The following is a 24,848-nucleotide window of genomic DNA, read 5'->3' on the forward strand; positions in this document are numbered from 1 at the left end:
TTGATTTAACAAAAAATCTTATCAGTTATATTGCTTGTATTTAAACAAAATCACATTTATATTAGTACCTAGTACTAATATCTAGTTTTAAATTTTATAGAAATATTTTTTACAAGGAGGAACAATTCTTGAATGCATCTTATGCCCGAATTACAGCAATCGGCTCTTACGTTCCAAATCAAATCATGACGAACCATGATTTAGAGAAACTAGTAGAAACAAATGATGAATGGATAGTTCAACGAACAGGCATCAAAGAACGAAGAATCGCGGCTCAGACTGAATCGACAAGTGATCTTGCATATCAAGCGGCCATGAATTTAAAACTGCGTTACAATAAAGAATTTCAAGATGTCGATATGATCATCATCTGTACGATGTCACCCGATTTTAAGACACCAAGTACCGCATCATTGGTTCAAGCAAAACTCGGTATCAAACATGCCGGTACAATTGACCTGAACGCTGCTTGTGCGGGATTTACATACGGATTACACTTGGCGAACGGATTAATTTCATCTGGTCTTCATAAAAAAATTCTCGTTATCGGTGCAGAAACACTTTCTAAAATTACTGACTACACGGATCGAAATACATGCATTTTGTTTGGAGACGGAAGCGGAGCTGTTCTTGTGGAACGTGATGAAGTCCAGTCTGACTTTATTTCCTTCTACTTGAACTCGGAAGGAGAAAAAGGATCAAGTCTATATTGCTCAAACCTGTCAAATCAATTGTTCGAAAATCCTATTATTCACAATAACAAAATCGTTCAAAATGGACGAGAAGTATACAAATGGGCAGTCAGCACGGTTCCTCATGGGATGAAATATGTACTGGCTCAAGCATCGATGACTTTAGATCAAATCGATTGGTTCATTCCACATAGTGCAAACCTTCGCATGATTCAATCAATCTGCGATAAAAGTGGGGTTCCCTTTGATAAAACGCTTTTCAGCCTAGTCAATTATGGCAACACTTCTTCAGCGACCATCCCCTTATCTTTAGATAAAGGTATATCTGAGGGGAAAATCAAAGCGGGAGATATGCTCCTGTTATATGGGTTCGGTGGCGGTTTGACACAAGCAGGATTACTAATGAAATGGAGTCTGTGATTCATACAAGGAAGAAGTACAGATGCATCGTACTTCCTCCTTGTTTTTAATTCTGATGATGGATAAGCATAGCGACATCCAGCCATTCATATGCTTCATCTTCAACCGTAACATTCCCAAAACGACTCTGACGATGACCTATGTATTTGCCGCCAAGTCGTTTGTAAAATGCACGCCCTGGCTCATTCTTTTTCATTACCCAAACCATCATCGAGGAGACCTCTGCTTTCAGGAAATGCACGCTGACAGTCTCCATCAACTTTTTGCCGATTCCTAAACCGTGTGCTTCGGGTAATATATAGAGGGCAGACAACTCTCCTTTCCGTACTCCAGCATTAGCATGAATTTGAGCTGCTGCGAATCCGATTATAATTCCCTTTTCATTCAATACCACATATAGGAATGTATCTTGTGAGAAATCGTTCAAAAACTGTATCCATTTTTGTTCTGCCCGTTGAACAGTGAGTTGTTCTAAATATACATCGGGTACTAAACCGGTGTATGTCGTCCTCCACGTATCAACGTAAATCTTTGCTATTACCTTCATGTCTTTGGATGTTGCTAAACGTATTTTCAAAATTTTTACCCCCTACCTGACGGATTGCATTAGCAGCTCATACTACTAACACATTTTCTCATTAAATTACCTTAGTCCCAAACTCGTACCCGCTCAACATCTGCTGTTCTTAAGTAATCGAGTAACTGTCCTGTATGCACTGCTTCGTGATAAGCAATTCGTAACAACATATCACCGAGCGAACGCACATAACCTGATTCCGAACGATCAATCTGAACGATCGCTAAATCTGATTCCGTTAGTTGCTCGACATATGCCATGAATTCCTCATGATAGACTGCCGCAAAGTCTAGTTCAGCTTGCACTGATACGAAGTCGCGCCCTTCAAACGGGGACTCATACGACGGTAGACTGCCTCGATTCTGTAACGCTAAGAAATAATAATACTCGCTGTCTAACACATGACGGATCATCTCAAAACACGTCATGGCGTTCTCATCCGGTTTCCAGTTCAATTTATCTTCAGGAATCGACTGCCAGACTTTGATGCTTCTTCTTCTCACTTCGTTTAAATTCCATACCGTCCAATCGATTGCGTTCATGATGCGACCTTCCTTTCAATGACGAATAAGTGTTCTCTTATCTCTATTTTGACAAAGCAATTTGAAAATCCTTTAAAATTTAAAAACAGGAAGCATCCGCAGATGTTTCCTGTCTTGTCGTCCACCGTTCAGTTATTCTCTTCCTCAGATAACGCATCAATCTCTTTTTGGCGCAAGATCTCCGCAATCTGATGGTGTTCGTTATCAAGTGCCGCATCACGCGCTGTCCGTCCATCTTCATTTCGATGCAGTGGATCGGCTCCATAAGAGAGTAATAACCGGACGACCCGTTCATAGCCGTAAGCACTCGCTAATGCGAGGACTGCCGTATCGCCATCCGCGACGTTTTCCGCTTCGATGTCAGCTCCTGCCTTTAGAAGCACTTTGACCGCTTTCGGATGATTATTTCCGACTGCGAGATACAGCGGTGTGAATCCGTCTAGTCCGACAGCATCGACTTCTGCTCCTGCCTCCAGTAATAGCTGGACTTTTTTCGACTTACCTTCCTGCGCCGCATAATGTAGCGGTGTCACACCTTCCCCGTCATCGGTCCGTTGATGTAACAACTCGACGTTCTGCGCTAGTTTCCGTAAGACTTTTTTATTGCCGCCCCGGCCCGCTACTAAATGAAGCGCTGAGAATCCGTGTTCATCTAAATCAAGATGAGCGCCTCGCTTGATCAAAAGTAACGCAATGTCGGTCTTTTGATCATAAAGCGCAATATGCAACGGTGACATCCCGTCCTGATTCGGAAGGTTGACATCCGCGCCATGATCGAGCAACAATTCGACGATCCGTAGGTACCCTTCCTGAATCGCCCAATGAAGCGCCGCAAATCCTTCTTCATCCAGTTCGTTCAGATCGTCACCACGTTCGATGCAGCGCATTACTTGTTTTCGTTTGCCCAAAAAAGCAGCATCTTGGATGGATCGTTTCGTCATGTCCGTTCGCCCCTCACCTGTTCCATTGTCCTCCTCATTTTACAACAAGAACCTGTTATAATGCGCGAAAACCATCCTACTTGAGGATGGTTTCGACGATTATTCAGCAGGGTTAGACTCATCGCTTATCAGTCGTTCGACCAAAAACACGAATACAATAGCTGATAGGATTCCAATTACACCTGGTAAGACCGAAACGATGGGGTCATTGAAAAAGGATGTTGGAATGAGAAATTTGAGGATCCACCTCACACTATTGAGAACGGCAAGGGATATTAATAAAATTAAGAAGACCGTCGATTTCTCGACACCTGCAAAAAATGGACGTCCTGCGCTATTCGTTTTCTTTATACCTAGCCAAGATAACATTTTCATCCTCTCCATTCTGAAACAATCAAAATCTTTTTCTATTCAAAACAAGATCTAATTACTATTCTGTAACTTTATTGCCACGTCGATAAGTTTAAATCAAACAAAATTGCTACCGCTTGCTGTCGCTCATTTAAAAATAAGAATTGATAATTACGTGTATCCAAAAATAATGGTTTCGTTTTACTTGATATTGGTGCATTTAAGTATAACTTTTGATGGATATGCATCACCTGATTCGAATCTAATTGAAAGTTAACCTTTACGACTTCAGGAGATTTTTTCAAAACAAACTTACTCAGTACATCTTGATTCATATTTGCAGCAAAACTAAACGTCGGTTGATGTTTCAGGTGTTTGAATACTGTATACAGCCTTTTCGATAATTTCATCTTCATTAGCAAATCTACTTGATCGCCATTCGAAAACGTTATGTTTAATGCTGATCTCGAGACCTCTTTGCCATTGATTTCAGTTACAACCTCATCCAGTGACTCAGACTTTTGCTTCAGATTTTTAGCTATACCGACTGCTCGTTCATTCTTCAAGTGAGATGTTATTCCGATTAACATACAAATTACTAAAAGACTAAGTAGTAACACATATCTTTTTTTACGTAACAATGTCATGTCTCCTATAGTTTATATGTTTGTATAACTATCTTATTTACTACATTAGCCTAACATTTTTACTTCTCATCATGATTACCATCTCAACGAATCAAGTAAAAGAAATTATCAAATAAATAGCCATTCCATCTCTTTTATCAGAGGAAGTCCATAATTGCGAAATGAACTGACCAGAAAAAACCACCCTGCATCATGTCAGGGTGGTTCGTCATTTAAATATCTAGTGTCTTGATGAAAGCTTTCAGCTCGTCACGCATCTCTGCATCTTTCAACGCATATTCGATCGTCGTCTTAACGAAACCGAGTTTCTCTCCGACGTCATAACGGTTACCCTCGAAATCATACGCATAGACTTGGCTATCCGCATTCAAGCGTTCAATCGCATCTGTCAATTGAATCTCACCGCCCGCACCTTCTCCTTGATTCGCTAGATAATCAAAGATATCCGGTGTCAGTACGTAACGGCCCATGATTGCGAGGTTCGATGGTGCTGTGCCTGGAGCCGGTTTTTCAACGAATTTCTTCACGTCATACAGTCGTCCGTTTTGTGAAACAGGATCGATGATGCCGTAACGATGCGTATCTTCCGGACGGACTTCTTGTACACCGATGACCGATTTCTCCGTCTGTTCGTAGACGTCCATCAATTGTTTGATTGCCGGATCATCCGACTCGACGATATCGTCCCCGAGTAAAACTGCAAACGGTTCGTTCCCGATGAATTGTTTCGCCGTCAAAATGGCATGACCGAGACCCTTTTGTTCTTTTTGGCGGACATAGAAGATGTTCGCGAGGTTCGTCGAGAATTGAACCTTCTCGAGTAATTCGGTCTTCCCAGAGTTCTCGAGCGTAATTTCGAGTTCTTTTTGGTTATCAAAATGATCTTCGATCGCCCGTTTGTGTTTACCTGTGACGATGATGATATCTTCGATGCCGGCTTTTGCCGCTTCTTCGACGATATACTGGATCGTCGGTTTATCGAGAATCGGTAACATCTCTTTTGGCATTGCTTTTGTCGCAGGCAAGAAACGTGTCCCGAGTCCTGCTGCTGGAATAATGGCTTTCGTAATTTTCTTCATAACGTTCATCCTCTTCATCGTTCAAGTAGTAGGTTTAGTTGCTTAATTCTTCTAGTAATCGTCCGTAGTTCTTTACAGCCGTCTCGAGGTAAAGCGATGGCTTCGTCTCGACGCGCGCGAGTGGTCGTTCGACGAGTTGCACCATCGCGGCAGCAAAAGCTTCCATGTCGTTCGCTGGAACGAGGTAGCCGTTCTCGCCGTGGGCAATGATTTCGCGTGGTCCGTATTTGACGTCATAAGAGATGACCGGACAGCCGACATTGATACTTTCCATGACCGTCAGTCCAAATCCTTCAAATTCACTCGTCAACAGTGATGCTTTCGATTCCCGGAAGACTTCTGCCGGATTCGACGTGAAACCGTGGATTTCGATATCATCCTGTAAGCCGAGCTCCTCGATCAAACTCTCCATCATCGTCAGTTGCCCTTGTTCGTCCATGCCATAGAGTACAAGCTTCGTCGCGTGACCCGAGTGTTTGAAGATCGCATAACTCTTGATCAAATGATCCATCTGCTTTTGCAGACCGAATCGACCGATGAAACAGAATTGATCCTTGACCTGTTCGCGTCGTTGCGTTTGTTCTGGGACGATAAAGTGCGGAATGATGGAAATCTTCTCTTCCGGGATGTTATACCTCTCCAAAATGTCTTCTTTTTGGTGATTCGTCAGACTGATGAAACGTGTCACTTTATCAGATTCCGAGAACATCGTCGTATATGATCCTTTGACGGTCGAACCATCCAAGTGTGAGTTGTGGATGACCATGACTCGTTTGACATCTGCTTTGATGTTGAGAATCGAGCGGTCCAGTAAACGCGCATCGACGAACAAGACATCACCGTCTTTAAACAATCGATTGAAGTAATACTCAAATAAGTCCTTCTCTTTTTTGAACGCTTTGTACATTCTGCCGTTCCGGTATAACTGAATCAAGATAAGCTTCGGGCGCGCCATTTCATTGTAGAACTTCTTACAATAGACATTGCCTTCCGAATCATACAACTCTTCCATCATCTTTCCATGATGGACCGGCGAATAAATTGTCTTTCGGTGCAATTGGCCGTAGACGTTATATTCCCAGCGCTCGACTTTTTTACGGGAAGCGTTCGTCATGAAATCCTCGAATTCAACGACTTGCGTTTCAGGGTAAAATTTACGGTAGAGGACATACTCATCTTCCTCATCATAATAACGAACGGCGTCACTGACTTTTTTCTCGACGCTTTTTAATCCTTCGATTTCGCGCGCTGTTTCTTTGATGATCGGTTTGTTACGAAAGCGAGTCGTTGGAATACTTAACAATTTGTAATCTGATAGCCAATCGTAGATATTTTCAAATTGTACTTTCGGACCGACCTTCTCTTCTGTTCGGAACAATTCGTAGACTTCCATGTAGTTGGCATTGTAGTTCGTCGTAACGATTGTTGAACCGGCGCCAAGTTCTTGTTCCATGAGCGCGATTCGACTCAATAACGACTTCGTTCTACCACCGTGTTTTGGTGGTAATGTCGATGTTACCGTATACAGCATCTGTCATTACTCCCCTTCACCCTTCAAGATTGATCCCTGTTTTTTTCTGTGAGTTCAACCTCTATATATAGCCGACTTTGCTTTTTCATAAACCTCTTGCGATACTAGTCGCATTTACCAATACAGTTTCTATTTATCTCCTTTTTTACGAACAAAGTCAATCGGTTTTGCATAATATCCAATCATTGTCATGGTTCTGCAACTAATGATCTGTCGAAGATGCGGTAACGTCTGTCTTTTCCCAATATCCTTTAGCCAGAATACTATACTGTATTGGTTTCCAATCAATCTACATCTTTGCAGAAATCGGAAGATATTGTATGGTAAGTGATGTAGTTTAAGAACGACTGAATCAGAGTATGAAAGGAAGCCATGCACCAATGAAAATCACTTGTCGTGATCATACGTTTTTGATCGAGAATCTTCCGCACCAAAGCCTACAGTTATCGATCAATGAACAACTGATACCACTCCAAAAAATAGAGACAGCCTTTGTGCTATCGATTGATACATTGCTCGATATCTTCAAAAAAAAGAATCATCCTGTTAAATTCGTCGATGAATCCGGTAAACCGATTTCGTTCAAACATCTTTCGGAACCACTGGACATCGCACCGAATAGCTACATCAAACAAGGGAAACATTCCTATTTCATTTTCATCGACCAAGACGACGAGCTCAGTCTGATCTATAACAAAAAACCGTCCATCATGAATTTTTATGATCAAGACGTCCTATTTGAGGGCATCACTCGTCAAGACGACGTCCTTCTATTGAAGTTTTCGTTTCACTCAAAGTATTTCGAAGTGAAACAGCCACATTGCTTCATTAAAATCAGACATCAGGAACAAAAAATCGCTCTGCCGATTAATCGCTTCAGCGTCACACCAGTTGATGCTCGTCGCTTCAAGACAGAAGTCGAAGCCGTGATCGAACCAAAACTCGTCGAGCAGTTACTCGGTGACCGGTATAACTACGACGCGTTCAATGCGAACATCTATGACCTCATGTTCGGATTTACGATTCGTGAGATGCCGATCTCTGGTTTCACACCGCGGATTCGTCACTTCAAAAATCACCCGGGACTCTTGAACGATGAGCACTGGTTATCGTTAAATGATCAACATGACGTGTTGGTCCGCCCCTATTCAACCGTGTCGGAACGACTTGCGATGCGTCTAATACCGGTGCCGGTCGAGACCGTCGAGTATTACGCGGACCCTCAACCGTTACTTGGACTGGATCCAAATAAGAAGACAATTATCTGTTTTGAATATCCGGATAAAGCACAAGATAATGGGATGATTTTCTTCAAGTATCTCGTTGACCAGCATCAGAAGCGCTTCAATATCTTCTACATCATCAGTCGGTCGAGTCCGGACCTCAAAAATCTTGTCGGATATGAGAACCATATCGTGTTCTACAAGTCACCAGAGAACATCGAGGTCGTCCAAGCAGCAGACATTCTCTGCCATACGCATTCTTCAAGTTATGCATTACCGTTCGCTACCTATCACACGGAAGCATTGATGCAAACGAAACAAAAGCTGTTCTTGCAACACGGTGTCATCGGATCAAAAGATGTTAGTCACATTTATGGGAAAAAGATGCCGCATCCATTTACCGACTTATTCGTCGTCTCCTCGGAGCGGGAAAAACAACTCATCGCCCGCGATTACGGTTTTCATCCTGACGAAATCATCGTGACGGGTCTCGCCCGATTCGATCACCTGATCACGGAACGATCACGTTGGCTCAAGCGATACAAGAACCGGAAAAAGCTACTGATCATGCCGACGTGGCGACCGAAACTCGATACGTATTCAGACGAACAGTTCATGGAAAGCGACTATTACCGGGAGTTTCAAGCGTTGATCACGGACGAACGATTAAAAAGCTTAGTGATGGACAACAAAATTGAAGTCTCGTTCTATCTTCATCGCAACTTCCAAAAATTCAGCCACTTGTTCCTCTCGGACTTCGTCGATGTCATCAGTCAGGATGCGTTCACAGTCAAGGAGCTACTTGAAAATCATCATGTGTTGATCACAGATTATTCGAGTGTCGGTCTCGATTTTTCCTTGATGCACAAAAAGGTCATCTACTACCGCCCACCTATCTTAGTTGGCGAAGATAACGTCGGCGAATCGACGGATTTGTTACCAGGAGACGTCATCGAAACAAGAGACGCCTTGATGGAGTCACTACGCGAATCGAAGATGCCTAAAAAGTTCAAACGTCACCTCAGTCACATCTATGCGTTTGACGATACAAAAGCAAGTAAACGGATTTTCGAAGCGATGCAACACCATTTTCAGCTATAACAAATGGAGCTGACTCAAAAAAGAATGACGCGTCTTTTCACGCCCTTTCCTCAGGCGAGACACAAGCCAGTTTTCCTGCTTCATTTAAGCAGGAAAACGGGTCTTGTTTGTCTCTGACAGCGCATAATGCGCTTTTTCCTGTAGGAGTGGCGTGTGACGCGTCATTTTCACGAGAAAAGGGTGGCAGATCATCATTCTGCCACCCTTTTCTTTGTAGAGACCAACTTTTGAGTCAGCTCTTTTTTTCATCGACGAAATTCCAACGAGATCCCGTCCGCAATCTGTGAGGACTGCTTTAACAGCTCCCGCTTGACTGGATCAATCCAGTAATACTGAACACGTTCACCAAACGCAACGTGAACGCAAAGTGTCTCTAGGTGTTCGCCTGACTCGGTCATCAATAGATCGTACCGCAGAGGTTGCACCTGAACCGGCACCTCACGTCCGGAAACGGCACTAAAGCCGCTAAACGAGAGCGTCGAATCGACAGCCAGTGGTAATACTCGCAACAAAAATTCGATTGAAAACAGATCAACACTTTTCGTACGGATGGGCAAGACAGATTGCTCATTTCCTCGCGTGATCACGACTTCATCCGTTCGATACAACGCATGAACGGTTTGAACACCTTCTTGGTACTCGACGAATTCGAGCGGCGCATAACTTTCTGCATCCATCGTCAAACGAATCGTTCGATTGCCAATTTTTTCTGACACTAATTCTTGCTCCCGTACAAGGATGGATTGATGTGATGTTTTTTCTAACCGAATCGTTTCGTAAGTCTGTCCAATCTGAACCGATTCTCCTTTTTCTATCCAGTAAACCTGTTTTTCGTTTTTTCCCTCGATGAGGGGATAGGTCATCCCTTTTACATTCATATCTCATTCTCCCTTCCTAAGATTCCGGTGACAGCCAACCGATGAACCGCTGCTTGTCGGACTTGCTCCAGCGTTTTCGCTGTCGTATCAATCGGATGTACCGGAAACCGTTCAAACCAGTTTTCTTCAAGTTTCCAAAGCGATTCGTGTTGTGCGAAAGATTGGCGCGTTCTTGTCTGATCGGCGTCGCGCCGCTCTCGTAAGAGATGGTCTGGTGCCCGTAAATAAAGAATCAGGTCTGATCGGCATCTTCTTAATGCCTCTAGTTCTGTCTTTAAACGGAATTCCATATCCCAGTCATACCCATGTACCTGTGGATAATGAAGCGTATAAAATTCAAGATCTTCCGGACCACGATCTAATATGATGTGTCCGTCGGGAAAATGGCGAAACCGTTCGAGTTCCGCTTGAATGAACAAGCGCTGATTCTCAACGAATCCGTCTTCGGTACGGATGTCTAATTCGAGCTCCTTTCTTTTTTGAACGATCGGATACGGATTTTCATAATAGACATGCAACTCCGGGTAAGCGTCTTCGAGCGCTTGCGCAAGCGTCGTCTTCCCGGATGCCATAGCCCATTGGATCGAGATGATGGTTCTCATGAATGGCGTTCCTCCTACCTGTATATACTTAAGTATTAAAAAAATATGAGCTGAGGTCTGGATGACTGATCAATTCCTTTAACCGACTTTGTTCAGCATCCGGGATTTGCTCAAGCGTCCTAAGAATGACCATGAGTCGTAACCAGTCTGCAAGATTCGATAGCTGGATTGACGAAACAGCTTGATAGCGGTCGAGGTATTCGCGACAGACGTATCGTCGTACCTCGTCCGGCACTGCTATTTCACCTGCTATTCGCAGCAAGAGCAACGTCCGCGCGACATCCGCGATCGGTGGCCCTGTCGTCGCATCATGCCAATCAATGACGACGAACGTTTTATCCGCTGTCACGAGGATATTCTGGAAATGGTAGTCCCCGTGGAGCAATCCTTGTTGTTGCGGAATGTGAAGCGTCTCTAACAATCGTTCCGCCTTCAAGCGTAACGCAGGTGATAGATGACGCATTTTTTGATGGGTGACATCGTGCCATCCAGGTGCTACACGAGATTGATGCTGATGAATCCGTTGATGTAATGTCGCGAAGGCATTAAGAAAATCCGTTATTCGGGAGGGATCAAACCACTCTAACATTTCGTTGCCGTCGATCTGCTGCATCTCAATGAACGGCGAATCTTCTAATGCAACAGCATATACGTTTGGCGTCGGGATAACCGTCCGCTCGAGTTCTTCGAGCATACGAAATTCCTGTACGATTCGTTGTTTTTCAATCGATTCATGGAAGTATTTGCGTACTCGTTCGTCAGAGATTGTCATCACGGTTGCGGTAGAACCTTTATTTACGTTAGTCATCGCCATATTTCTCCTATCACTTATTTCGTTAGGTCGTTTCTCAAATCATCCAGCCAATCCTTCTAATAAACGCATCACTTTTCCATCTTTTATCGTCTTCTTGATGCTTCAGGCTGAAACGCGTCCCAGTGCAACAAAAAATCTTGAATGAAAAGTTCATTCAAGATTTTTGTTTTTACTCTTTGCTTCAAATAGAGACGTGATGTGCTGTCCGTTGTTTTTGAACATACTCCATCAAGATCGGTCGTTCCGGTGGATTGAGGTTTTCTGGTAGCTGATCGATAACGAAAAAGCGTAATTCTGCGACTTCTGACGGATCCCGAACCACTTCACCCGTATAAGCTGTACACAGAAATGCCGAGATCACATTATAGACTTCATCCCCATGCGGATACTTATAGTAAAAAGCATCACCCGAATAGACGTTCAATAATTCGAGATGCTCCACTTCAAGACCGGTCTCTTCCCTTAATTCACGTTTTGCTGTTTCTACGAGCGTCTCACCGATCTCAAGCGCTCCACCAGCGAGTCCCCAGCAACCATTATCTTGCCGAAGTTGTAATAAGACTTCTTGTTTATCGTTGACGACGATGACACACGCCCCTGCCATGACGAGTGGTCGTGTGCCGACGAGTTTGCGTAATTCTGTGATATATCCCATGTCATTCAGTCCTTTTCCATTTAAATCACTTTCGTTCGGACGCGCACCCGTTTGAGTCCCGTCAATAGAAGACATAACAAGATGATGCCCGAAACAAAAAGTACGTACGTATGAATCGTAAAGAGAGAACGGAAATCGATCAGTGCCACATTCTGCTGCACCTCAATCCAACTACTTAGTATGATTCCACTGATTGCAAGTAAGATGAGTACGCCGACCTGTCGACGTGTCAACGTAACATACGTCAAAACGCGCATGCCTTCTCGGATGACGAACGGTAGGAGAACGAGGAGTGCTGCGACCGGTAAGATGACCGGGTCACCGCCTTGCTGAATCGGCATCGACCGGGTCAAATAGCCAAACAGAAAAAAGAAACCACATACGAACAACAATAATCCGAACGCGATACTCGCATTCACCGCTTTATTCATCTTACTTCCCTCACTTTTTAGAATAATGAATTATGAAGAAACGGCACTTTGATGCCATACGCCCGCTGCGTCAAGCCGAACCCGATGTCTGCCGTCGAGTTCCATCTCGATCGGACTGACCTTCGCCGTCTTCGGTGAGAACAACCATGTCCGTCCTTCCGGGACGAGCAAGATATGCGTTCCATCCGCGACCGGTCCGAGGAAGTTGAGTGACGCGCCGTTGAGCGGACGTTCCCGTCGCTCGAGAACGCCGATTTCTGCTAACTGCTCACCCACTTCAAGCACGTCTTTCACCGTCAGACTCATCTCACCGATTCCGAGGATGTCGGATACATCAAACGTCGGTTCCGCTTTAGATGGATTGATTTGATGCCGCGCGATCAGCTCCAAGACATTCTCATCCGGGTCATAAAAATAGCAGGAATGCGAGTCCGTGAAGTCAAAATAAATCTCGTCCTGTCCATCTTCGATCAAGAGTGGTGTCCGTTCTACGAGCCACGCTTTACCTTGTTGGAAGACGTTTTCCGGAATGTTGAACGCCATATGGTATTGCGTATCAACATCGTCCGTCTGTCGATATGTCAGTTGATCGGTACCGATCTGCATCGTAAACGACTCGTTCGTTTCCGAGACGAGCGGGAATCCGATCTGGTTTATGTAAAAAGCCTTCATCGCCGGTAGATGGCGTGTCACAAGAATGGTTTTTGAAATGTTCAAGCTGATGACCTTCCTTCATTTGCAGTAAAATTTATCAAAAAGCGATATGCTTTATTTTACCACTAATGGTAAAATCATGACGAATGGAAAGTCTGATTTTTCAGATATATTTATGCCTGAGAGGATGTTTTGATGAAATTATTAATCGCCCAACCGAAACGCGAGACCGGGCTCGAGCAATTCGAACGTGAAATCGCCGCTTATCCTGAAGTCGACCTGATTGTCTACCCGGAAGGCTATTGTACGGTCGCAGAACTCGAACGCGTGCAACATCTTGCCAAGCAGTTCGAAACAGCAATCGTCCTCGGTTACAAAGATGAAGCGAATCTCGATTGCGCTGTCATCATCGATGCGACCGGGACGATTCTCCTTGATCGCGCAAAAACACCAGAAGCTGGACCACTTTATACACCATCAACAGCAAACGACGGGTCGTTCCGCTATGGATACGTCCTCTGCCGTGAAATCTTCTTAGGAAAAGACGGACTACGCGAGGAATCCGGACTTGATCTCATCTTCAATCCGATTGGCGTCGGCATGTTCAGCGAGGATCAGTACGTTGAGTGGTCCGGTGAAGCGCGTATCATCAGTCAGGCGCAACGAGCACTCATGATCGGAACGAGTCATGCCGATGGTTCGTACCGCAACTGTGGTTTTTCGATTCCGATTGCCTTCATCTATGACGAGACCGGTGAACCGTTGCTGTTGTCTCATAACGATACCCGGACACGTCTGTTTGATACGGTCACGCGTCACGTCGAAGTCGTCGGTACACCCTCTTTATCGTAAACGAACACACGCTTCTTCTGACTGGAAGAAGCGTGCCATTCCTTCAGGAGGTGCTCTTATGTCTCAAACAGGTCGTGCGTCATTCTTTTGGAAACGATACTTCTATGTCTTCTTTCCTTTGTTCATCTTCGGCGTTAGTCACGAATCATACCTGGTCGATAATCCGTTAGCTAACCTTGAGGACATCGGCGAGTTCGTCTTCTTCTTTTGCCTTTATCTGTTTAATTTTGCCGTTCTTGCCGCTCTTTTGACTAATCTGTGGTGGTTCTTCCTTCCGAAAAAACCCGCTCATGCCGAAACCGATTTTTGATAAGAAACAAGTGTCGCCCGTTCGTTGAGCGGTTGACTGACACCGGTCAATCGATAGCCCATCTTCTCATAGAAATAACAGTTACGTGTCTCTTCACGAATCGTCCGCAGTTCCCATGTCGTTGCAGTCGGATAAGCTGCTTCAACGAGCTGTAATGCGCGTTGGGCGATCCCTTCACCATGACGGGCTGGATCTAAGAACATCGGACTGATCGCGTAGCGCCTCGCTGCTTTCGCAACGACACAAATCCCGCCGACGACGACATCGTCGACGATGATTTGATGAAACGTACTACTCGGATGTGTGATCCGGTGAATGACACGATCGATCGATTCGTTCGCCGGATTCGTTGCAAAATCCTGATACCGCTCGAGCGTCTCTGAAAACGCCTCGAGTTGAAGCGTGTGAAGCTTCGGAGCGTCTGTAAGAGACGCTACCTTTAATTGAATATCCACTGAACCTCTTCCTCTCTTACCGGAACCATTCCCAAAATTGCGTGCCTTGCGCGACGATCAAGTAGTCGAGCCATCGCTCGAAGCCAAACGGCATTGCGTCTTCTTCCCATTCCTCGAAATTAAGAAATTCCCCACTCCAGATCCGATATCCTGCCGGGCGATTCATCTCGTAGACGATCCACTCCCCGTCTGGTCCTGCGCCAATCGCTAAGAAGTTTTCGGGACATTCCCAAATCTCGCTATACGTCAGGCAATCCTCGATCGAAAAGAGTTCGAATCCATCGTTGTAGGATAACGTTTCGTGCTGAAACAGCTTCGCCCCGTTATGTTGACGCAAGAACGCCTGATAGTCGTCTGCCGTCCACGCAGGTAACAGCGCGAGCTGTTCGTCCGTCGCCCCTCGGTTAAAGATGAAACGTTCTCGGGCAACATATCCTTCTTCTTTTTGGACCTCTAACAAACCGTCGACGAGTCGACCTTTTAATGCTTCTAATGCAATCATGCTCTTCTCCTTAACAATATTCTTTCGTTGGTGTGAACGAGACACCGACATCGTGTCCGCCTAGCTGAACATCCCCTGCTCCCTGTAGCGGTTCAGTTCGCACGGAGGATAAAGCAAGGTGTTTGAATAACAAAGGCTCAAAGGTCTCGACGATTGGTTGGAACGTCGTATCGACCGATAAGACGAGATCGATTCGGGCGTCCCGCGATAACGCTTTTGCCTTTCGTTCCGACTGGATATAGCGGACGAGCTCCCGCATCCAGCGTTCCTGCTCCAGTGCTTCCGTGATCCGCGTATCGAGCGTCACGGTGAGTCCACCATTCGTCGCAGCAGCAAAACCCGTCTTGACGATTGGTTCGACGATGACGTCCGCTTGACGCACCTCGACTTCATCGCCTGATGTGGTCCGGTAGATTAATCTTCCTGTCTCAAGCAAGTCGGAAGTCTCCTGTGCAGACAATTGTTGTAGCCATTGGTGGATCGCGTTCGCTTGCTGTGCGAATTTCGCTCCGGCTGCGCGGAAGTTCAGTTTAAGACGGAACCGTGTCGTCGCTTGCGTCGTCGGAACGATTTGGACGTCTTTTACATTCAGTTCCTCTTGGATGATTGCCGTATAGTCCGACCACGAAAAGGTTTCACTCGATTGGACGCCTAAGCTAGCAAGCGGTTGTTTGACTTTTAAAGCGTGCGTATTACGTACTTGTCGTCCTAACTCGACGACAGAGACAACCTGTGCCATTTCGTATTCCAGATCAGGTCGGAGCATCGATTGATCGGCAACCGGATAATCCGCTACATGTACGCTCATTCCTGTTAATCGCTGATAGACATCATCAGCAAGGTACGGCGTGAACGGAGCGAGTAGTCGTGCCGTCGTCGAAAGTGCGAAGTGAAGCGTCTTGTACGCGGCTTGTTTCTCTTGCGACCAGTCAGCTTGCCAGAAACGTTCCCGAGAACGGCGGATGTACCAGTTACTGATCTCATCGACGAGTTGCGCAAGACTCCGTGCTGCTTGAGTCAATTGATAATCGTCCATCGCATCCGTCACGTCTTGCGTCGTCTGATGGACACGCGAGAGCAACCATTCGTCGAGACGCGTCCGTTTTTGCGGACGTGAGCCATCAAATCCGTCTAGCTTGGCATACGTCAGATAGAACTGGACGGCATGATCCAGTGTATCGACTAGTTTTGATTTTGCTTCTTGGACGATCCGCTCAGCAAACCGTTTCGCACTCCACGGACTGCTGTCGACGAGTAGCGCCCAGCGTAAGCTATCAGAACCATATGCTTCGATTAAAGCCACCGGGTCGAGGGCATTTCCACGACTCTTCGACATCTTCTGCCCGTTCTCATCGAGGACGTGCCCGAGTGCGAGGACGCGCTTATAAGCAGGCTGTCCCGTGAAGAGTGTCGAGATCGCTTGCAAGCTGTAGAACCAGCCCCGCGTCTGATCGATGCCTTCGATGACGACATCGGCTGGATAGCGGTTAAGCGTCTGCGTCCGTGACGGATAATGCTGTTGCGCGAACGGCATCGCTCCGCTATCAAACCAGACATCGATGACTTCTGGTGTCCGGTGCATCACTCCCTGACACGTCGGACACGAGACCGATAACGCATCGACGTATGGTTTATGCAACTCGACGGATTCCGTCGATGTCGTCGTCCGGTGCAACAACTCAGCCTTGTTTTTCGGAACGAACGTCGTATCACACGCTTCACACTCCCAGACGTTCAGTGGGGTGCCCCAGTAGCGATTGCGACTGATGTTCCAGTCGACGAGTTGCTCAAGGAACTTCCCGAACCGCCCTTCCTTGACGTGATCGGGATACCACGTCACAGACGCATTGTTCGCAAGGAGTTGTTCCTTGACGGCCGTCGTCTCGATGAACCAGTTGTCTTGTGCGTAATAGAGCAGTGGCGAGTCACATCGCCAACAATGCGGATAGCTGTGCGTATAGCGTTTTTTCGCAAACAAGCGTCCCCGTTCAGCGAGCAGCTGGATGATCGCGACGTCTGACTCCTTGACGAATCGACCAACGAGTGGTGGAACGGCGTCCGTGTAACATCCAGCAGCATCGACGACATTAACGAATGACAGACCGTTTTCCCGGACGACCCGGTAATCTTCTTCCCCGTACGCTGGAGCAAGATGGACAAGTCCGGTTCCGCTCGTCGCTTGGACGAAGGACGCCCCGACGACCGTGTGACCGTTCTCTGGCGTCACGAAATCAAACGGTGGTTCATAACACAAGCCGACGAGTTCCGCACCGAGCTGTTCGGATACGACCTCGACGGATTCTGAGAACAGTTCAGCGACTAACGCTTTTGCGACAATGAATTGCTCTCCTTCAAACGCTACCGTGACATACGTCAATTCCGGATGAACCGCCACCGCGACGTTTGCCGGTAACGTCCACGGTGTCGTCGTCCATGCAAGTAGAAACGTCTGCTCCATGCCGACGATCGGGAGTTTGACCGTCGCCGATAAGTCCGTCACGTCCTGATAGCCTTGCGCGACTTCATGGGAACTAAGTGACGTCTGACAGCTCGGACAATACGGTGATACACGATGTCCCTTCGTCAACCAGCCTTTGTCATGGATCGTCCCGAGGATGTGCCAGACGCTTTCGATATACTCGTCCTCCATCGTCACGTAAGGGTCATCCATGTCGACCCAGTAGCCGAGTTTTTCCGTGAAGGAACGCCACTGTGTTTCATAGGAGAAGACACTTTCCTTACAGCGTGCGATGAATGCTTCAACACCATAGTCTTCGATCGCTTGTTTGCCGGAGATGCCGAGTTGTTTCTCGACCCCGAGTTCGACCGGTAGTCCATGTGTATCCCAGCCGGCTTTTCGTTCGACCCGGAATCCTTGCATCGTCTTATAGCGGGCGACGGTATCCTTGACGGTTCGTCCGAGTGCATGACCGACGTGGGGTAAACCGTTCGCAGTCGGCGGTCCTTCGTAGAATACGAATTCCGCTTCCGTGCGTTGCTCGATCGATCGTGCGAAGACCTGATCTTGTTTCCATCTGTTTCGGACACGCGCTTCGCGTTGTTGTACGGTTTCTGCTTGGTTTTGTGACGTCATCTCTTGTTCGCTCCTTTGTCGGTAACTAAGAGAATACAAAAAAGTCCGCCCCCTTTGTCAGGGACGGACTTCACCGCGATACCACCCATATTCCGCCGAGAATGCTTATTCTCGACAGCACTTAGTTGCACACTATCATGTGCATTCCATGTAACGGTGGACACCCGGTCACGCTTACTGAATGGTTCAGCGTGACTTCTCAGAGAGGATCTTCATGATTGATCTGGCTACCGGTTCTCAGCAATCCCGGTTTTCTGTAGGGCAGAGGGACAATCATTACTCTTTCTCGTCAACGAAATGATATGCTCTTGTTGTGGAGAATCTTACCATATGACTTAAAGACTGCACAACAGCTTTTTACATTTTCTTGCAAAGGAGATTTTTGAATGTTACATACTTTCCCAACGCTTAAAACGAACCGTCTCGTCTTACGCGAAGTGTTACCCGAAGATGCTACAAGTGTCCTCGCCTATTTATCAGACGAACACGTCGTCAAACAGATGGGGCTCGCTCCGTTCCAATCAGAAGCAGACGCGCTTGAAGAGATTGACTGGTACGCCTCGATTCGTCGCGAAGGCTCGGGTATCCGGTTCGGGATTGCGTTGCAAGAAGACGATGTCATCATCGGCAGTTGCGGTTTCTTGAATCAAGCAACACGTCATCAGCGGGCAGAACTCGGGTTTGAGTTGAATTCTGCCTATCAGGGACAAGGCATCGCGAAGGAAGCAGCGCTTGCAGTCATCACATATGGGTTTGAAGAGCTCTCTTTAAATCGTATTGAAGCACTCGTCTTACCAGAGAATTCCGCTTCACAACGATTGCTTGAACGGCTTGGTTTTCAACGCGAAGGGTTGCTTCGTCAATATGAGAAAACACGTGGTCAGTTTGACGATCTGTATATGTACTCGATTTTGCAGAGTGATTGGTCTGTCTAAAATCTCACTTTAGGTTCTTCGACTCTAACTTTTTGATCCGTCGGTAGACTTCTTCTACTTCTGTTTGCGCAAACCAGGCATCGGGATGCTTTTCAAACATCAATAAATTGATATACCATTCGATGTTATCAGGATCTAATTCGACTGCTTTTTTTGCATGGAATAAAGCGATTACGCAAGCTCCCTCGAGATGGCAAAGTGGATGTAACATCAATGAAGACGTCAAATCATGTATCTCGCTTGATTCATGGTGTTGGAGTAAATAATTCATAAAGGCATATATCGTGAGATGAAACGTATCAAACCCTGCACTCAGGATCATGTTGGATTGCTCTTCTTTTGTTAACTCTAAAAATAATTTCGCTGCTTTCTCGAAATCCATCTCGGCAATATGTTTCCTTAATCGGTACTCTAATTCCGTCACGGTGATTCCCTTCCTCCATAAAAAATCGCTGTTAATTGGCACTTGCACTATTACCCGAGTCGTCTCTCCCAGTAATGTATCTAACATCCGTTGCAGAAGATCGACTGCCATTTCTTTTCATCGATAGGATCGTGCCTTTAGGAATTCAATGATCGGCAACAGTGTCAGTCCGATCGCGAACAAGACGATCAATAACAGATTCGTTGATCCATGTAAAAAGTAATCGAGACAAATAAATCCAAAAATCAGGACGATCAGAATTTTGTAGCTAACGAGCCCACTCTCCGTCGTAATCTTTTCTCCAAGTTCATCATTCGGTGTCGGTCGACTGTCTTCTCCTGAACGCGCCCACGTAAAATACGAGAAGAACATGATCAACAAAATCGCCAATTGAACAATCGAGAAGAACGTTACGTTGTTTTCGATGATCATACTAATGATGGTAAGACTCGCCACTATCACGAGCGTCACTAAAAATAAAACCGTTTTTTTCTTAGACATCCCATTCCTCCTGTTCTGAAATGAACAGATGATCGACTTGTGTCTGCAAGACTTTGGCGATATTAAACGCTAATTGTAAAGTCGGATCATACTTGTTGTTTTCAATCGCATTGATCGTCTGCCGACTGACCTGACAACGGTCAGCCAGTTCTTGTTGCGATAATTTTGCCGCTAGACGTCGCTCCTTGATGTGGTTTCTCACGTTCATACCTCCACGACGTGTCAAATTCTTTTTACATCTCTACTGTAATGAACTTCCATCCTCATGTCAAAAACATTTGACATGAGGATCATTAAAAAACACGTTCTGATGCTCAGAACGTGTCGTATATGATAGCTCAACCTCGTGGTGGAAATGGATCGTGTCCGTAGGAATCTTTTTCGCGAATCTGCCCTTCTTTGTTATGAATGACGAGCTCTGTCTTCTGACTTTTCGCAATGCGACGCCCTTCTGCAATCGCTTCTTTCTGTGTAGCGAATCGTTTGGTTGCTCGAGTCGCACCGGCAGCTTTCACTTGATAGCCACCTTTTGGATGCGGCGTGACATGTTGCTCTCGTTTCATCACGTGACCTCCATTTCCTTAATCTATTTCATCTTCATGACACTATTTTAAAGTGCGGTTGCCTCTTCACTTGAATTTTCTACTAGCCTTTCGGGAGATGCAGTATACTAAAAGAAACGTTTGTTGCCTCGAAAGGAGTTGATATCGTGAATCATTTCGTCTGGCAAGTTCGGTTTTTACGCTTTATCGTCTTCGGTATCATCTTCAGTCTGTTCGGTTTAGCTGGTCTTGGTATCCCACTTGTCTGGCATGGTATCACGAAAAACTTGTTACTCGAGCGACCTGGCTACAGTGTTCTATTGACCGCATACCTTATCTTCTTCCCGACTCTTTTGATTTTATTCCATGCGCTCCGCATCCTTCGATATATGTCGATGGCTCCTCCGGCTTTTCCGCTCATCACAGCTTCCATTCAATCGATGAAATTGTCTTTTTATATCGTCGCCATTTTAACGGCATGTCTCTTTCCTGTCTTTTTCTATATTGGTCAGATTGACGACGCGCCTGGTCTGATTATCATCGGAATCGGTTTGATTCTTGCTCCGTTGACAATCGGAACGCTACTTGCCTGTATCCAACAATTATTATTACGCTATGTGTTGCCTATGAAATCCTAACGTGAACGACCGAAAAACAAGTGCTCATGATTGTTTTTGTCATTCTAGCCGTTGCTTTTCCTACCTATACACTTTGTTCAATCTCGCTCCTAAGAGCGGGATTTTTTAGTTCGCGTCACATTGATGGCTATCCTGATGTCCCTGTTTCAACAGAATCTTCGATTGGCAACGTAGACATGTCATCAATCGAAATGTGGTTTTTTTTGTGCTGACCGCGTGTCTTCGTAATTCATTTTCATATACATGTCTTGCCTCGATTCGATGATCGACTTCACTTTCCATCTCAATCCCTCTTCCCTCAACTTGTATTTTTTTTCTATCTACTATGTGCCCTGAATCATTCTTAATAAATCCTTTTTTAAGAAAAAACGGTTTTTCTTACGACCTTTTATAAAAAAATCGTCAAAAGGTCCTGTTTAATATGTATTTTAACGACCGATAAATGAATTACAGATAGAAAATATGAGTTGAAAGGACGGTTGCATGTGAAAAACACAACCAAGAACCATTCCATCCGAACACGTCTTTTAGTAATGATTAGTTTGATTTTGATTGCCTTTTTTGTTTTTAGTAGTCTGGCCTTATACTTCAATACAAAACAAACTGCAGTCTCAACGCTGAAAGCGACCGCCGAAAAGGACGCGCTTCGCATCAGCAAAACATTCGACACAGTGGCTTATAGCGAATTCCTACAATCGCCTGTCGCGTCCGAGCAGTATGAAACCCTACGGAATCAACTTGATACCTTACGTAAACAAAACTGACTCTTGTATACATACACAGCACGCATCGACCAAAACAAGGTTCGTTTGCTGATTGACGGTCTTCCGAAGAAAGATGCCGCAAAGATTAATGAACCGGCGAGTGGCGCAAAAGTCGCTGATATGAAGGACGTATTAAATGGTGGAGCACACGCGACGGACATCATTGATGATCCTGTATATGGACAGTATATGAGTGTCTACGTTCCGTTAAAGGATGCGTCTGGTCAAATCATCGGAATTCTTGGCGTCGACATCGCTGCGAAAGAAATCGATGCCCTCACAACAGAAATATTAAAACAAAATGCACCGATTTTCATTGGACTTTTACTTCTTCTGTTAACGATCACACTCGTCTTGCTCTACATCGTACTCGGTCGAAAATTACGTCCGCTCGAGACGTTACAGAAAGTCGCTGCCTTGATTGCCGAGGGACGACTGGATCAGGCAAAACAGACGTTGACCGATTTGACGATTGCTTCGAGAGACGAAATCTATGCGCTTGCGATCTCGATTCGTGATATGAACGAGATGTTACGGACGATGATCGTTGATATCAAACAGACAGCCACTCTCGTCTCGACAACGAGTCAATCGATTGATCAAAGTACATCAGAAGTACTCGACGGTTCCGAACAAATCGCTCATACGATGTCGGAAATCGCGACCGGAACAGAAAGTCAGACGCAAGTCACGCTTTCGTTGAATGACGAGATGAATCGGTTCGCAGCATTGATCGAGACGACGAATCAGTCTGGTGTCGAAATTCAAGGAACGACGGAGCAGATGGCAACACTGACACGAGTCGGACGGGATCAAATGTCCGCTTCTGTCGAACAGATGCGCCACATTCATCAGCACGTCACGCAGTCTGCTGAACAGATTGATTTACTGAAACAGCAATCATCGGATATCCAAACGCTCGTCGGTATCATCCGCGGTATCTCCGAACAGACGAATCTACTCGCCCTTAATGCCGCGATTGAAGCGGCACGAGCTGGTGAACAAGGAAAAGGATTCGCTGTCGTCGCGACCGAGGTCAAGAATCTCTCAAGCCACGTCGCTAGCAGTGTCAGTGAGATCGCAACAATCGTCACGTCGATTGAAGCCAGTGCGCAGCAGATGCAACATAGCTTCAAGACGACGGTCGAAGCAACTGCAGCCGGTGAACAGATCGTTCTCGATACAGATACGACGTTCGAACGGTTGACGGATCAAGTCACGCACGTCTCGTCAGCAACACAGCAGATGACCCAACAGATGGAAGACGTCTTGCAGGCAGAACGGTTCATTCGTAATGCCTTGACGGAAATTGCCGCTGTCGCGGAAGAACATACGGCAAGTAACGAGGAAGTCGCCGCTGCATCTGAACAGATGATCGCGACGATCACGACGTTGCATACACTTGTCGGTGATTTAAACACACGAACGGAACACTTAGAACAAGAAGCCCGTCGCTTCGAGATTTAATCTTTCATTTGTCATTTCTAGGTTCTCACTCTATACTGGTGTGAACTTACATATGAAGGAGTCGAACCAGATGTCCCATTATGATGTCATCATCGTCGGTGCCGGTTCCATGGGGATGGCAGCCGGCTACTATCTTTCACGAACCGATCAAAAAATCCTATTGTTAGATGCCCACAATCCACCGCATGATCAGGCGAGCCATCACGGGGAGACTCGGATCATTCGCCATGCCTACGGTGAAGGTGAAGCCTACGTACCACTGGCATTAGCCGCGCAACGCTTATGGTATGAGTTAGAACAGATCAGCGGCCGAAGTCTATTCCTGAACACGGGAGTCTTAAACGCTGGTCACCGTTCGTCCCGTTCGATGCAAACGATCATCAGGAGTGCAGCGCAATACGATTTGCCGCTCGAGGTCCTGACGGCTGAGGAAGTTAGAACCCGCTGGTCCGGCTTAACGATGCCCAACGATTATATCTGCTGTTTTGAACCGACGTCTGGTGTATTGAAGTGCGAGGATTGTATTGAAGCGTATCGCGATCTTGCTGTCGCGAACGGCGTCGACATTCGGACGAATGCGAAAGTGACGACGCTCACTGCCCACGCCACTGGCGTTGACGTGACCGTCGGATCAGACACCTATTCGGCTGACGCGTTGATCGTCGCAGCTGGTGCCTGGTCTGGTCCGTTACTGGAACAGACTGGACTCTCCTTACCGCTGCGACCGGTCCGCAAGACGTTCGCCTGGTTCGAAGCAGCGGAAGAGGTATTTAACGACGCGGTGTTCCCTGCCTTCGCCTTTGATACACCCGCCGGTTATTATTACGGTTTTCCAAGCATCGCTCAAACCGGCCTGAAAATCGGACGCCACGACGGTGGGATTCCCGTTGATCCGAATCAACCACGCCGTCCATTCGGTCAAGAGACGGGTGATCTGGCTGATTTACGACAGTTCACGAATACGTTCATGCCCTCAATCGATACTTTAGCTCACGGCAAAACGTGTCTCTATACGATGACGCCAGATGAGGACTTCATCATCGATTTGCATCCGGACTATCCGCACATCGCGATCGCCGCCGGCTTCTCCGGTCACGGGTTCAAGTTCAGCAGCTTAGTCGGAAAAGTACTCAGTGAATTGATCATGCAACGATCGACGACTGAACCGATCGGACCGTTCGCGATTAAACGTTTTGCGAAATAAGGCTTATGAAACGATAAAGACC

At 46.1% G+C, this 24,848-nt stretch carries 27 protein-coding genes and 1 other annotated feature; of the genes, 8 read left to right on the forward strand and 19 right to left on the reverse strand.

Annotated features, from left to right (window positions below; translation table 11 throughout):
- Window positions 1–128 precede the first annotated feature (128 nt).
- Window positions 129–1,112: a ketoacyl-ACP synthase III gene (locus KNQ18_RS08000; protein WP_082874196.1), complete on the forward strand. Its 984-nt coding sequence runs from the start codon at window positions 129–131 to the stop codon at window positions 1,110–1,112.
- A 46-nt stretch (window positions 1,113–1,158) separates the two neighbouring features.
- Here KNQ18_RS08000 and KNQ18_RS08005 read toward each other — a convergent pair whose 3' ends face one another.
- The 6 genes from KNQ18_RS08005 to KNQ18_RS08030 all read right to left on the reverse strand — a co-directional run bounded on the left by KNQ18_RS08005 (window position 1,159) and on the right by KNQ18_RS08030 (window position 6,780).
- Window positions 1,159–1,689 (reverse strand): GNAT family N-acetyltransferase, encoded by a 531-nt coding sequence (locus tag KNQ18_RS08005; RefSeq protein WP_133208744.1) that lies wholly within the window; start codon window positions 1,687–1,689, stop codon window positions 1,159–1,161.
- Between the two features lie 71 nt (window positions 1,690–1,760).
- The gene (locus tag KNQ18_RS08010; RefSeq protein ID WP_133208745.1) at window positions 1,761–2,231 is read right to left on the reverse strand and encodes a DinB family protein; all 471 of its coding nucleotides are present in this window, start codon (window positions 2,229–2,231) and stop codon (window positions 1,761–1,763) included.
- A gap of 128 nt (window positions 2,232–2,359) precedes the next feature.
- Entirely contained in the window at window positions 2,360–3,172 is an 813-nt protein-coding gene (locus KNQ18_RS08015; protein WP_064300045.1) for an ankyrin repeat domain-containing protein, read from the reverse strand.
- Between the two features lie 443 nt (window positions 3,173–3,615).
- Entirely contained in the window at window positions 3,616–4,164 is a 549-nt protein-coding gene (locus KNQ18_RS08020; RefSeq protein WP_215084406.1) for a hypothetical protein, read from the reverse strand.
- Between the two features lie 218 nt (window positions 4,165–4,382).
- Complete coding sequence (galU, locus tag KNQ18_RS08025; RefSeq protein ID WP_064300048.1) at window positions 4,383–5,249, reverse strand: UTP--glucose-1-phosphate uridylyltransferase GalU; 867 nt, start codon at window positions 5,247–5,249, stop codon at window positions 4,383–4,385.
- A gap of 34 nt (window positions 5,250–5,283) precedes the next feature.
- Window positions 5,284–6,780 (reverse strand): glycosyltransferase, encoded by a 1,497-nt coding sequence (locus KNQ18_RS08030; RefSeq protein WP_215084408.1) that lies wholly within the window; start codon window positions 6,778–6,780, stop codon window positions 5,284–5,286.
- Window positions 6,781–7,160: 380 nt separating this feature from the next.
- On the opposite strand from KNQ18_RS08030, the gene KNQ18_RS08035 reads away from it, so the two are divergent.
- A complete protein-coding gene (locus KNQ18_RS08035; RefSeq protein ID WP_215084410.1) occupies window positions 7,161–9,104 on the forward strand; it encodes a CDP-glycerol glycerophosphotransferase family protein in 1,944 nt (647 codons plus the stop codon).
- A gap of 245 nt (window positions 9,105–9,349) precedes the next feature.
- On the opposite strand, the gene KNQ18_RS08040 is transcribed toward KNQ18_RS08035, so the two are convergent.
- The 6 genes from KNQ18_RS08040 to KNQ18_RS08065 form a co-directional block, all read right to left on the reverse strand.
- Window positions 9,350–9,982 carry a DUF3108 domain-containing protein gene (locus KNQ18_RS08040; protein ID WP_215084412.1) on the reverse strand — a complete coding sequence of 211 codons (633 nt, stop codon included), beginning with the start codon at window positions 9,980–9,982 and terminating at the stop codon, window positions 9,350–9,352.
- The gene (locus tag KNQ18_RS08045; RefSeq protein ID WP_215084414.1) at window positions 9,979–10,584 is read right to left on the reverse strand and encodes an AAA family ATPase; all 606 of its coding nucleotides are present in this window, start codon (window positions 10,582–10,584) and stop codon (window positions 9,979–9,981) included. Before KNQ18_RS08045 ends, KNQ18_RS08040 begins: the two co-directional genes overlap by 4 nt.
- A gap of 28 nt (window positions 10,585–10,612) precedes the next feature.
- Window positions 10,613–11,392, reverse strand: a complete 780-nt coding sequence (locus KNQ18_RS08050) for a phosphotransferase family protein (RefSeq protein WP_215084416.1) — start codon at window positions 11,390–11,392, stop codon at window positions 10,613–10,615.
- 187 nt (window positions 11,393–11,579) lie between these two features.
- Complete coding sequence (locus tag KNQ18_RS08055) at window positions 11,580–12,053, reverse strand: NUDIX hydrolase (protein ID WP_215084418.1); 474 nt, start codon at window positions 12,051–12,053, stop codon at window positions 11,580–11,582.
- A gap of 20 nt (window positions 12,054–12,073) precedes the next feature.
- Entirely contained in the window at window positions 12,074–12,484 is a 411-nt protein-coding gene (locus tag KNQ18_RS08060; RefSeq protein WP_215084420.1) for a hypothetical protein, read from the reverse strand.
- A 30-nt stretch (window positions 12,485–12,514) separates the two neighbouring features.
- On the reverse strand, window positions 12,515–13,201 hold the full coding sequence (locus KNQ18_RS08065; RefSeq protein ID WP_251133322.1) for a glyoxalase: 687 nt from the start codon (window positions 13,199–13,201) through the stop codon (window positions 12,515–12,517).
- A 132-nt stretch (window positions 13,202–13,333) separates the two neighbouring features.
- Here KNQ18_RS08065 and KNQ18_RS08070 point away from each other — a divergent pair, with 132 nt between their 5' ends.
- A complete protein-coding gene (locus tag KNQ18_RS08070; RefSeq protein ID WP_215084423.1) occupies window positions 13,334–13,990 on the forward strand; it encodes a carbon-nitrogen hydrolase family protein in 657 nt (218 codons plus the stop codon).
- Between the two features lie 58 nt (window positions 13,991–14,048).
- The gene (locus KNQ18_RS08075) at window positions 14,049–14,300 is read left to right on the forward strand and encodes a hypothetical protein (protein ID WP_215084424.1); all 252 of its coding nucleotides are present in this window, start codon (window positions 14,049–14,051) and stop codon (window positions 14,298–14,300) included.
- On the opposite strand, the gene KNQ18_RS17305 is transcribed toward KNQ18_RS08075, so the two are convergent.
- The 3 genes from KNQ18_RS17305 to ileS are packed head-to-tail and all read right to left on the reverse strand — an operon-like array spanning window position 14,279 to window position 18,351.
- Window positions 14,279–14,755 carry a GNAT family N-acetyltransferase gene (locus KNQ18_RS17305; protein WP_215084426.1) on the reverse strand — a complete coding sequence of 159 codons (477 nt, stop codon included), beginning with the start codon at window positions 14,753–14,755 and terminating at the stop codon, window positions 14,279–14,281. The two genes, KNQ18_RS08075 and KNQ18_RS17305, sit on opposite strands and share 22 nt — an antisense overlap.
- Before the next feature lie 16 nt (window positions 14,756–14,771).
- Window positions 14,772–15,257, reverse strand: a complete 486-nt coding sequence (locus KNQ18_RS08085; protein ID WP_214804680.1) for an SMI1/KNR4 family protein — start codon at window positions 15,255–15,257, stop codon at window positions 14,772–14,774.
- A 10-nt stretch (window positions 15,258–15,267) separates the two neighbouring features.
- On the reverse strand, window positions 15,268–18,351 hold the full coding sequence (gene ileS, locus KNQ18_RS08090; protein ID WP_215084428.1) for an isoleucine--tRNA ligase: 3,084 nt from the start codon (window positions 18,349–18,351) through the stop codon (window positions 15,268–15,270).
- A 56-nt stretch (window positions 18,352–18,407) separates the two neighbouring features.
- Window positions 18,408–18,653 (reverse strand) — a binding site (T-box leader).
- Window positions 18,654–18,737: 84 nt separating this feature from the next.
- Between ileS and KNQ18_RS08095 the strand changes: the two genes are divergently transcribed.
- Window positions 18,738–19,286: a GNAT family N-acetyltransferase gene (locus KNQ18_RS08095; protein WP_215084430.1), complete on the forward strand. Its 549-nt coding sequence runs from the start codon at window positions 18,738–18,740 to the stop codon at window positions 19,284–19,286.
- Between the two features lie 4 nt (window positions 19,287–19,290).
- Here the strand turns inward: KNQ18_RS08095 and KNQ18_RS08100 are convergent, their stop codons facing one another.
- The 4 genes from KNQ18_RS08100 to KNQ18_RS08115 form a co-directional block, all read right to left on the reverse strand.
- A complete protein-coding gene (locus KNQ18_RS08100; protein ID WP_215084432.1) occupies window positions 19,291–19,710 on the reverse strand; it encodes a hypothetical protein in 420 nt (139 codons plus the stop codon).
- A gap of 117 nt (window positions 19,711–19,827) precedes the next feature.
- Window positions 19,828–20,211 (reverse strand): hypothetical protein, encoded by a 384-nt coding sequence (locus tag KNQ18_RS08105; protein WP_215084434.1) that lies wholly within the window; start codon window positions 20,209–20,211, stop codon window positions 19,828–19,830.
- Window positions 20,204–20,419 (reverse strand): helix-turn-helix transcriptional regulator, encoded by a 216-nt coding sequence (locus tag KNQ18_RS08110; protein WP_197484517.1) that lies wholly within the window; start codon window positions 20,417–20,419, stop codon window positions 20,204–20,206. Before KNQ18_RS08110 ends, KNQ18_RS08105 begins: the two co-directional genes overlap by 8 nt.
- A 130-nt stretch (window positions 20,420–20,549) precedes the next feature.
- Window positions 20,550–20,774, reverse strand: a complete 225-nt coding sequence (locus KNQ18_RS08115; protein ID WP_029341445.1) for a DUF2188 domain-containing protein — start codon at window positions 20,772–20,774, stop codon at window positions 20,550–20,552.
- Window positions 20,775–20,920: 146 nt separating this feature from the next.
- Here KNQ18_RS08115 and KNQ18_RS08120 point away from each other — a divergent pair, with 146 nt between their 5' ends.
- The 3 genes from KNQ18_RS08120 to solA all read left to right on the forward strand — a co-directional run bounded on the left by KNQ18_RS08120 (window position 20,921) and on the right by solA (window position 24,826).
- Complete coding sequence (locus tag KNQ18_RS08120; protein ID WP_215084436.1) at window positions 20,921–21,391, forward strand: DUF2975 domain-containing protein; 471 nt, start codon at window positions 20,921–20,923, stop codon at window positions 21,389–21,391.
- 767 nt (window positions 21,392–22,158) lie between these two features.
- The gene (locus tag KNQ18_RS08125) at window positions 22,159–23,622 is read left to right on the forward strand and encodes a methyl-accepting chemotaxis protein (protein WP_251133323.1); all 1,464 of its coding nucleotides are present in this window, start codon (window positions 22,159–22,161) and stop codon (window positions 23,620–23,622) included.
- A 52-nt stretch (window positions 23,623–23,674) separates the two neighbouring features.
- Entirely contained in the window at window positions 23,675–24,826 is a 1,152-nt protein-coding gene (gene solA, locus KNQ18_RS08130; RefSeq protein ID WP_215084438.1) for an N-methyl-L-tryptophan oxidase, read from the forward strand.
- The last annotated feature ends 22 nt before the right edge of the window (window positions 24,827–24,848 follow it).

The sequence above is a fragment of the Exiguobacterium sp. s78 genome (genome assembly GCF_018618985.1).
GTDB lineage: Bacteria > Bacillota > Bacilli > Exiguobacteriales > Exiguobacteriaceae > Exiguobacterium_A > Exiguobacterium_A abrahamii.

Coding starts and splice junctions, on each gene's coding strand:
- KNQ18_RS08010 (WP_133208745.1), bottom strand. CDS start 2,231: ATGAACGCAATCGATTGGACGGTATGGAATTTAAACGAAGTGAGAAGA.
- KNQ18_RS08015 (WP_064300045.1), bottom strand. CDS start 3,172: ATGACGAAACGATCCATCCAAGATGCTGCTTTTTTGGGCAAACGAAAA.
- galU (WP_064300048.1), bottom strand. CDS start 5,249: ATGAAGAAAATTACGAAAGCCATTATTCCAGCAGCAGGACTCGGGACA.
- KNQ18_RS08030 (WP_215084408.1), bottom strand. CDS start 6,780: ATGCTGTATACGGTAACATCGACATTACCACCAAAACACGGTGGTAGA.
- KNQ18_RS08035 (WP_215084410.1), top strand. CDS start 7,161: ATGAAAATCACTTGTCGTGATCATACGTTTTTGATCGAGAATCTTCCG.
- KNQ18_RS08040 (WP_215084412.1), bottom strand. CDS start 9,982: ATGAATGTAAAAGGGATGACCTATCCCCTCATCGAGGGAAAAAACGAA.
- KNQ18_RS08045 (WP_215084414.1), bottom strand. CDS start 10,584: ATGAGAACCATCATCTCGATCCAATGGGCTATGGCATCCGGGAAGACG.
- KNQ18_RS08050 (WP_215084416.1), bottom strand. CDS start 11,392: ATGACTAACGTAAATAAAGGTTCTACCGCAACCGTGATGACAATCTCT.
- KNQ18_RS08055 (WP_215084418.1), bottom strand. CDS start 12,053: ATGGGATATATCACAGAATTACGCAAACTCGTCGGCACACGACCACTC.
- KNQ18_RS08060 (WP_215084420.1), bottom strand. CDS start 12,484: ATGAATAAAGCGGTGAATGCGAGTATCGCGTTCGGATTATTGTTGTTC.
- KNQ18_RS08070 (WP_215084423.1), top strand. CDS start 13,334: ATGAAATTATTAATCGCCCAACCGAAACGCGAGACCGGGCTCGAGCAA.
- KNQ18_RS08075 (WP_215084424.1), top strand. CDS start 14,049: ATGTCTCAAACAGGTCGTGCGTCATTCTTTTGGAAACGATACTTCTAT.
- KNQ18_RS08085 (WP_214804680.1), bottom strand. CDS start 15,257: ATGATTGCATTAGAAGCATTAAAAGGTCGACTCGTCGACGGTTTGTTA.
- ileS (WP_215084428.1), bottom strand. CDS start 18,351: ATGACGTCACAAAACCAAGCAGAAACCGTACAACAACGCGAAGCGCGT.
- KNQ18_RS08095 (WP_215084430.1), top strand. CDS start 18,738: ATGTTACATACTTTCCCAACGCTTAAAACGAACCGTCTCGTCTTACGC.
- KNQ18_RS08105 (WP_215084434.1), bottom strand. CDS start 20,211: ATGTCTAAGAAAAAAACGGTTTTATTTTTAGTGACGCTCGTGATAGTG.
- KNQ18_RS08110 (WP_197484517.1), bottom strand. CDS start 20,419: ATGAACGTGAGAAACCACATCAAGGAGCGACGTCTAGCGGCAAAATTA.
- KNQ18_RS08115 (WP_029341445.1), bottom strand. CDS start 20,774: ATGAAACGAGAGCAACATGTCACGCCGCATCCAAAAGGTGGCTATCAA.
- solA (WP_215084438.1), top strand. CDS start 23,675: ATGAAGGAGTCGAACCAGATGTCCCATTATGATGTCATCATCGTCGGT.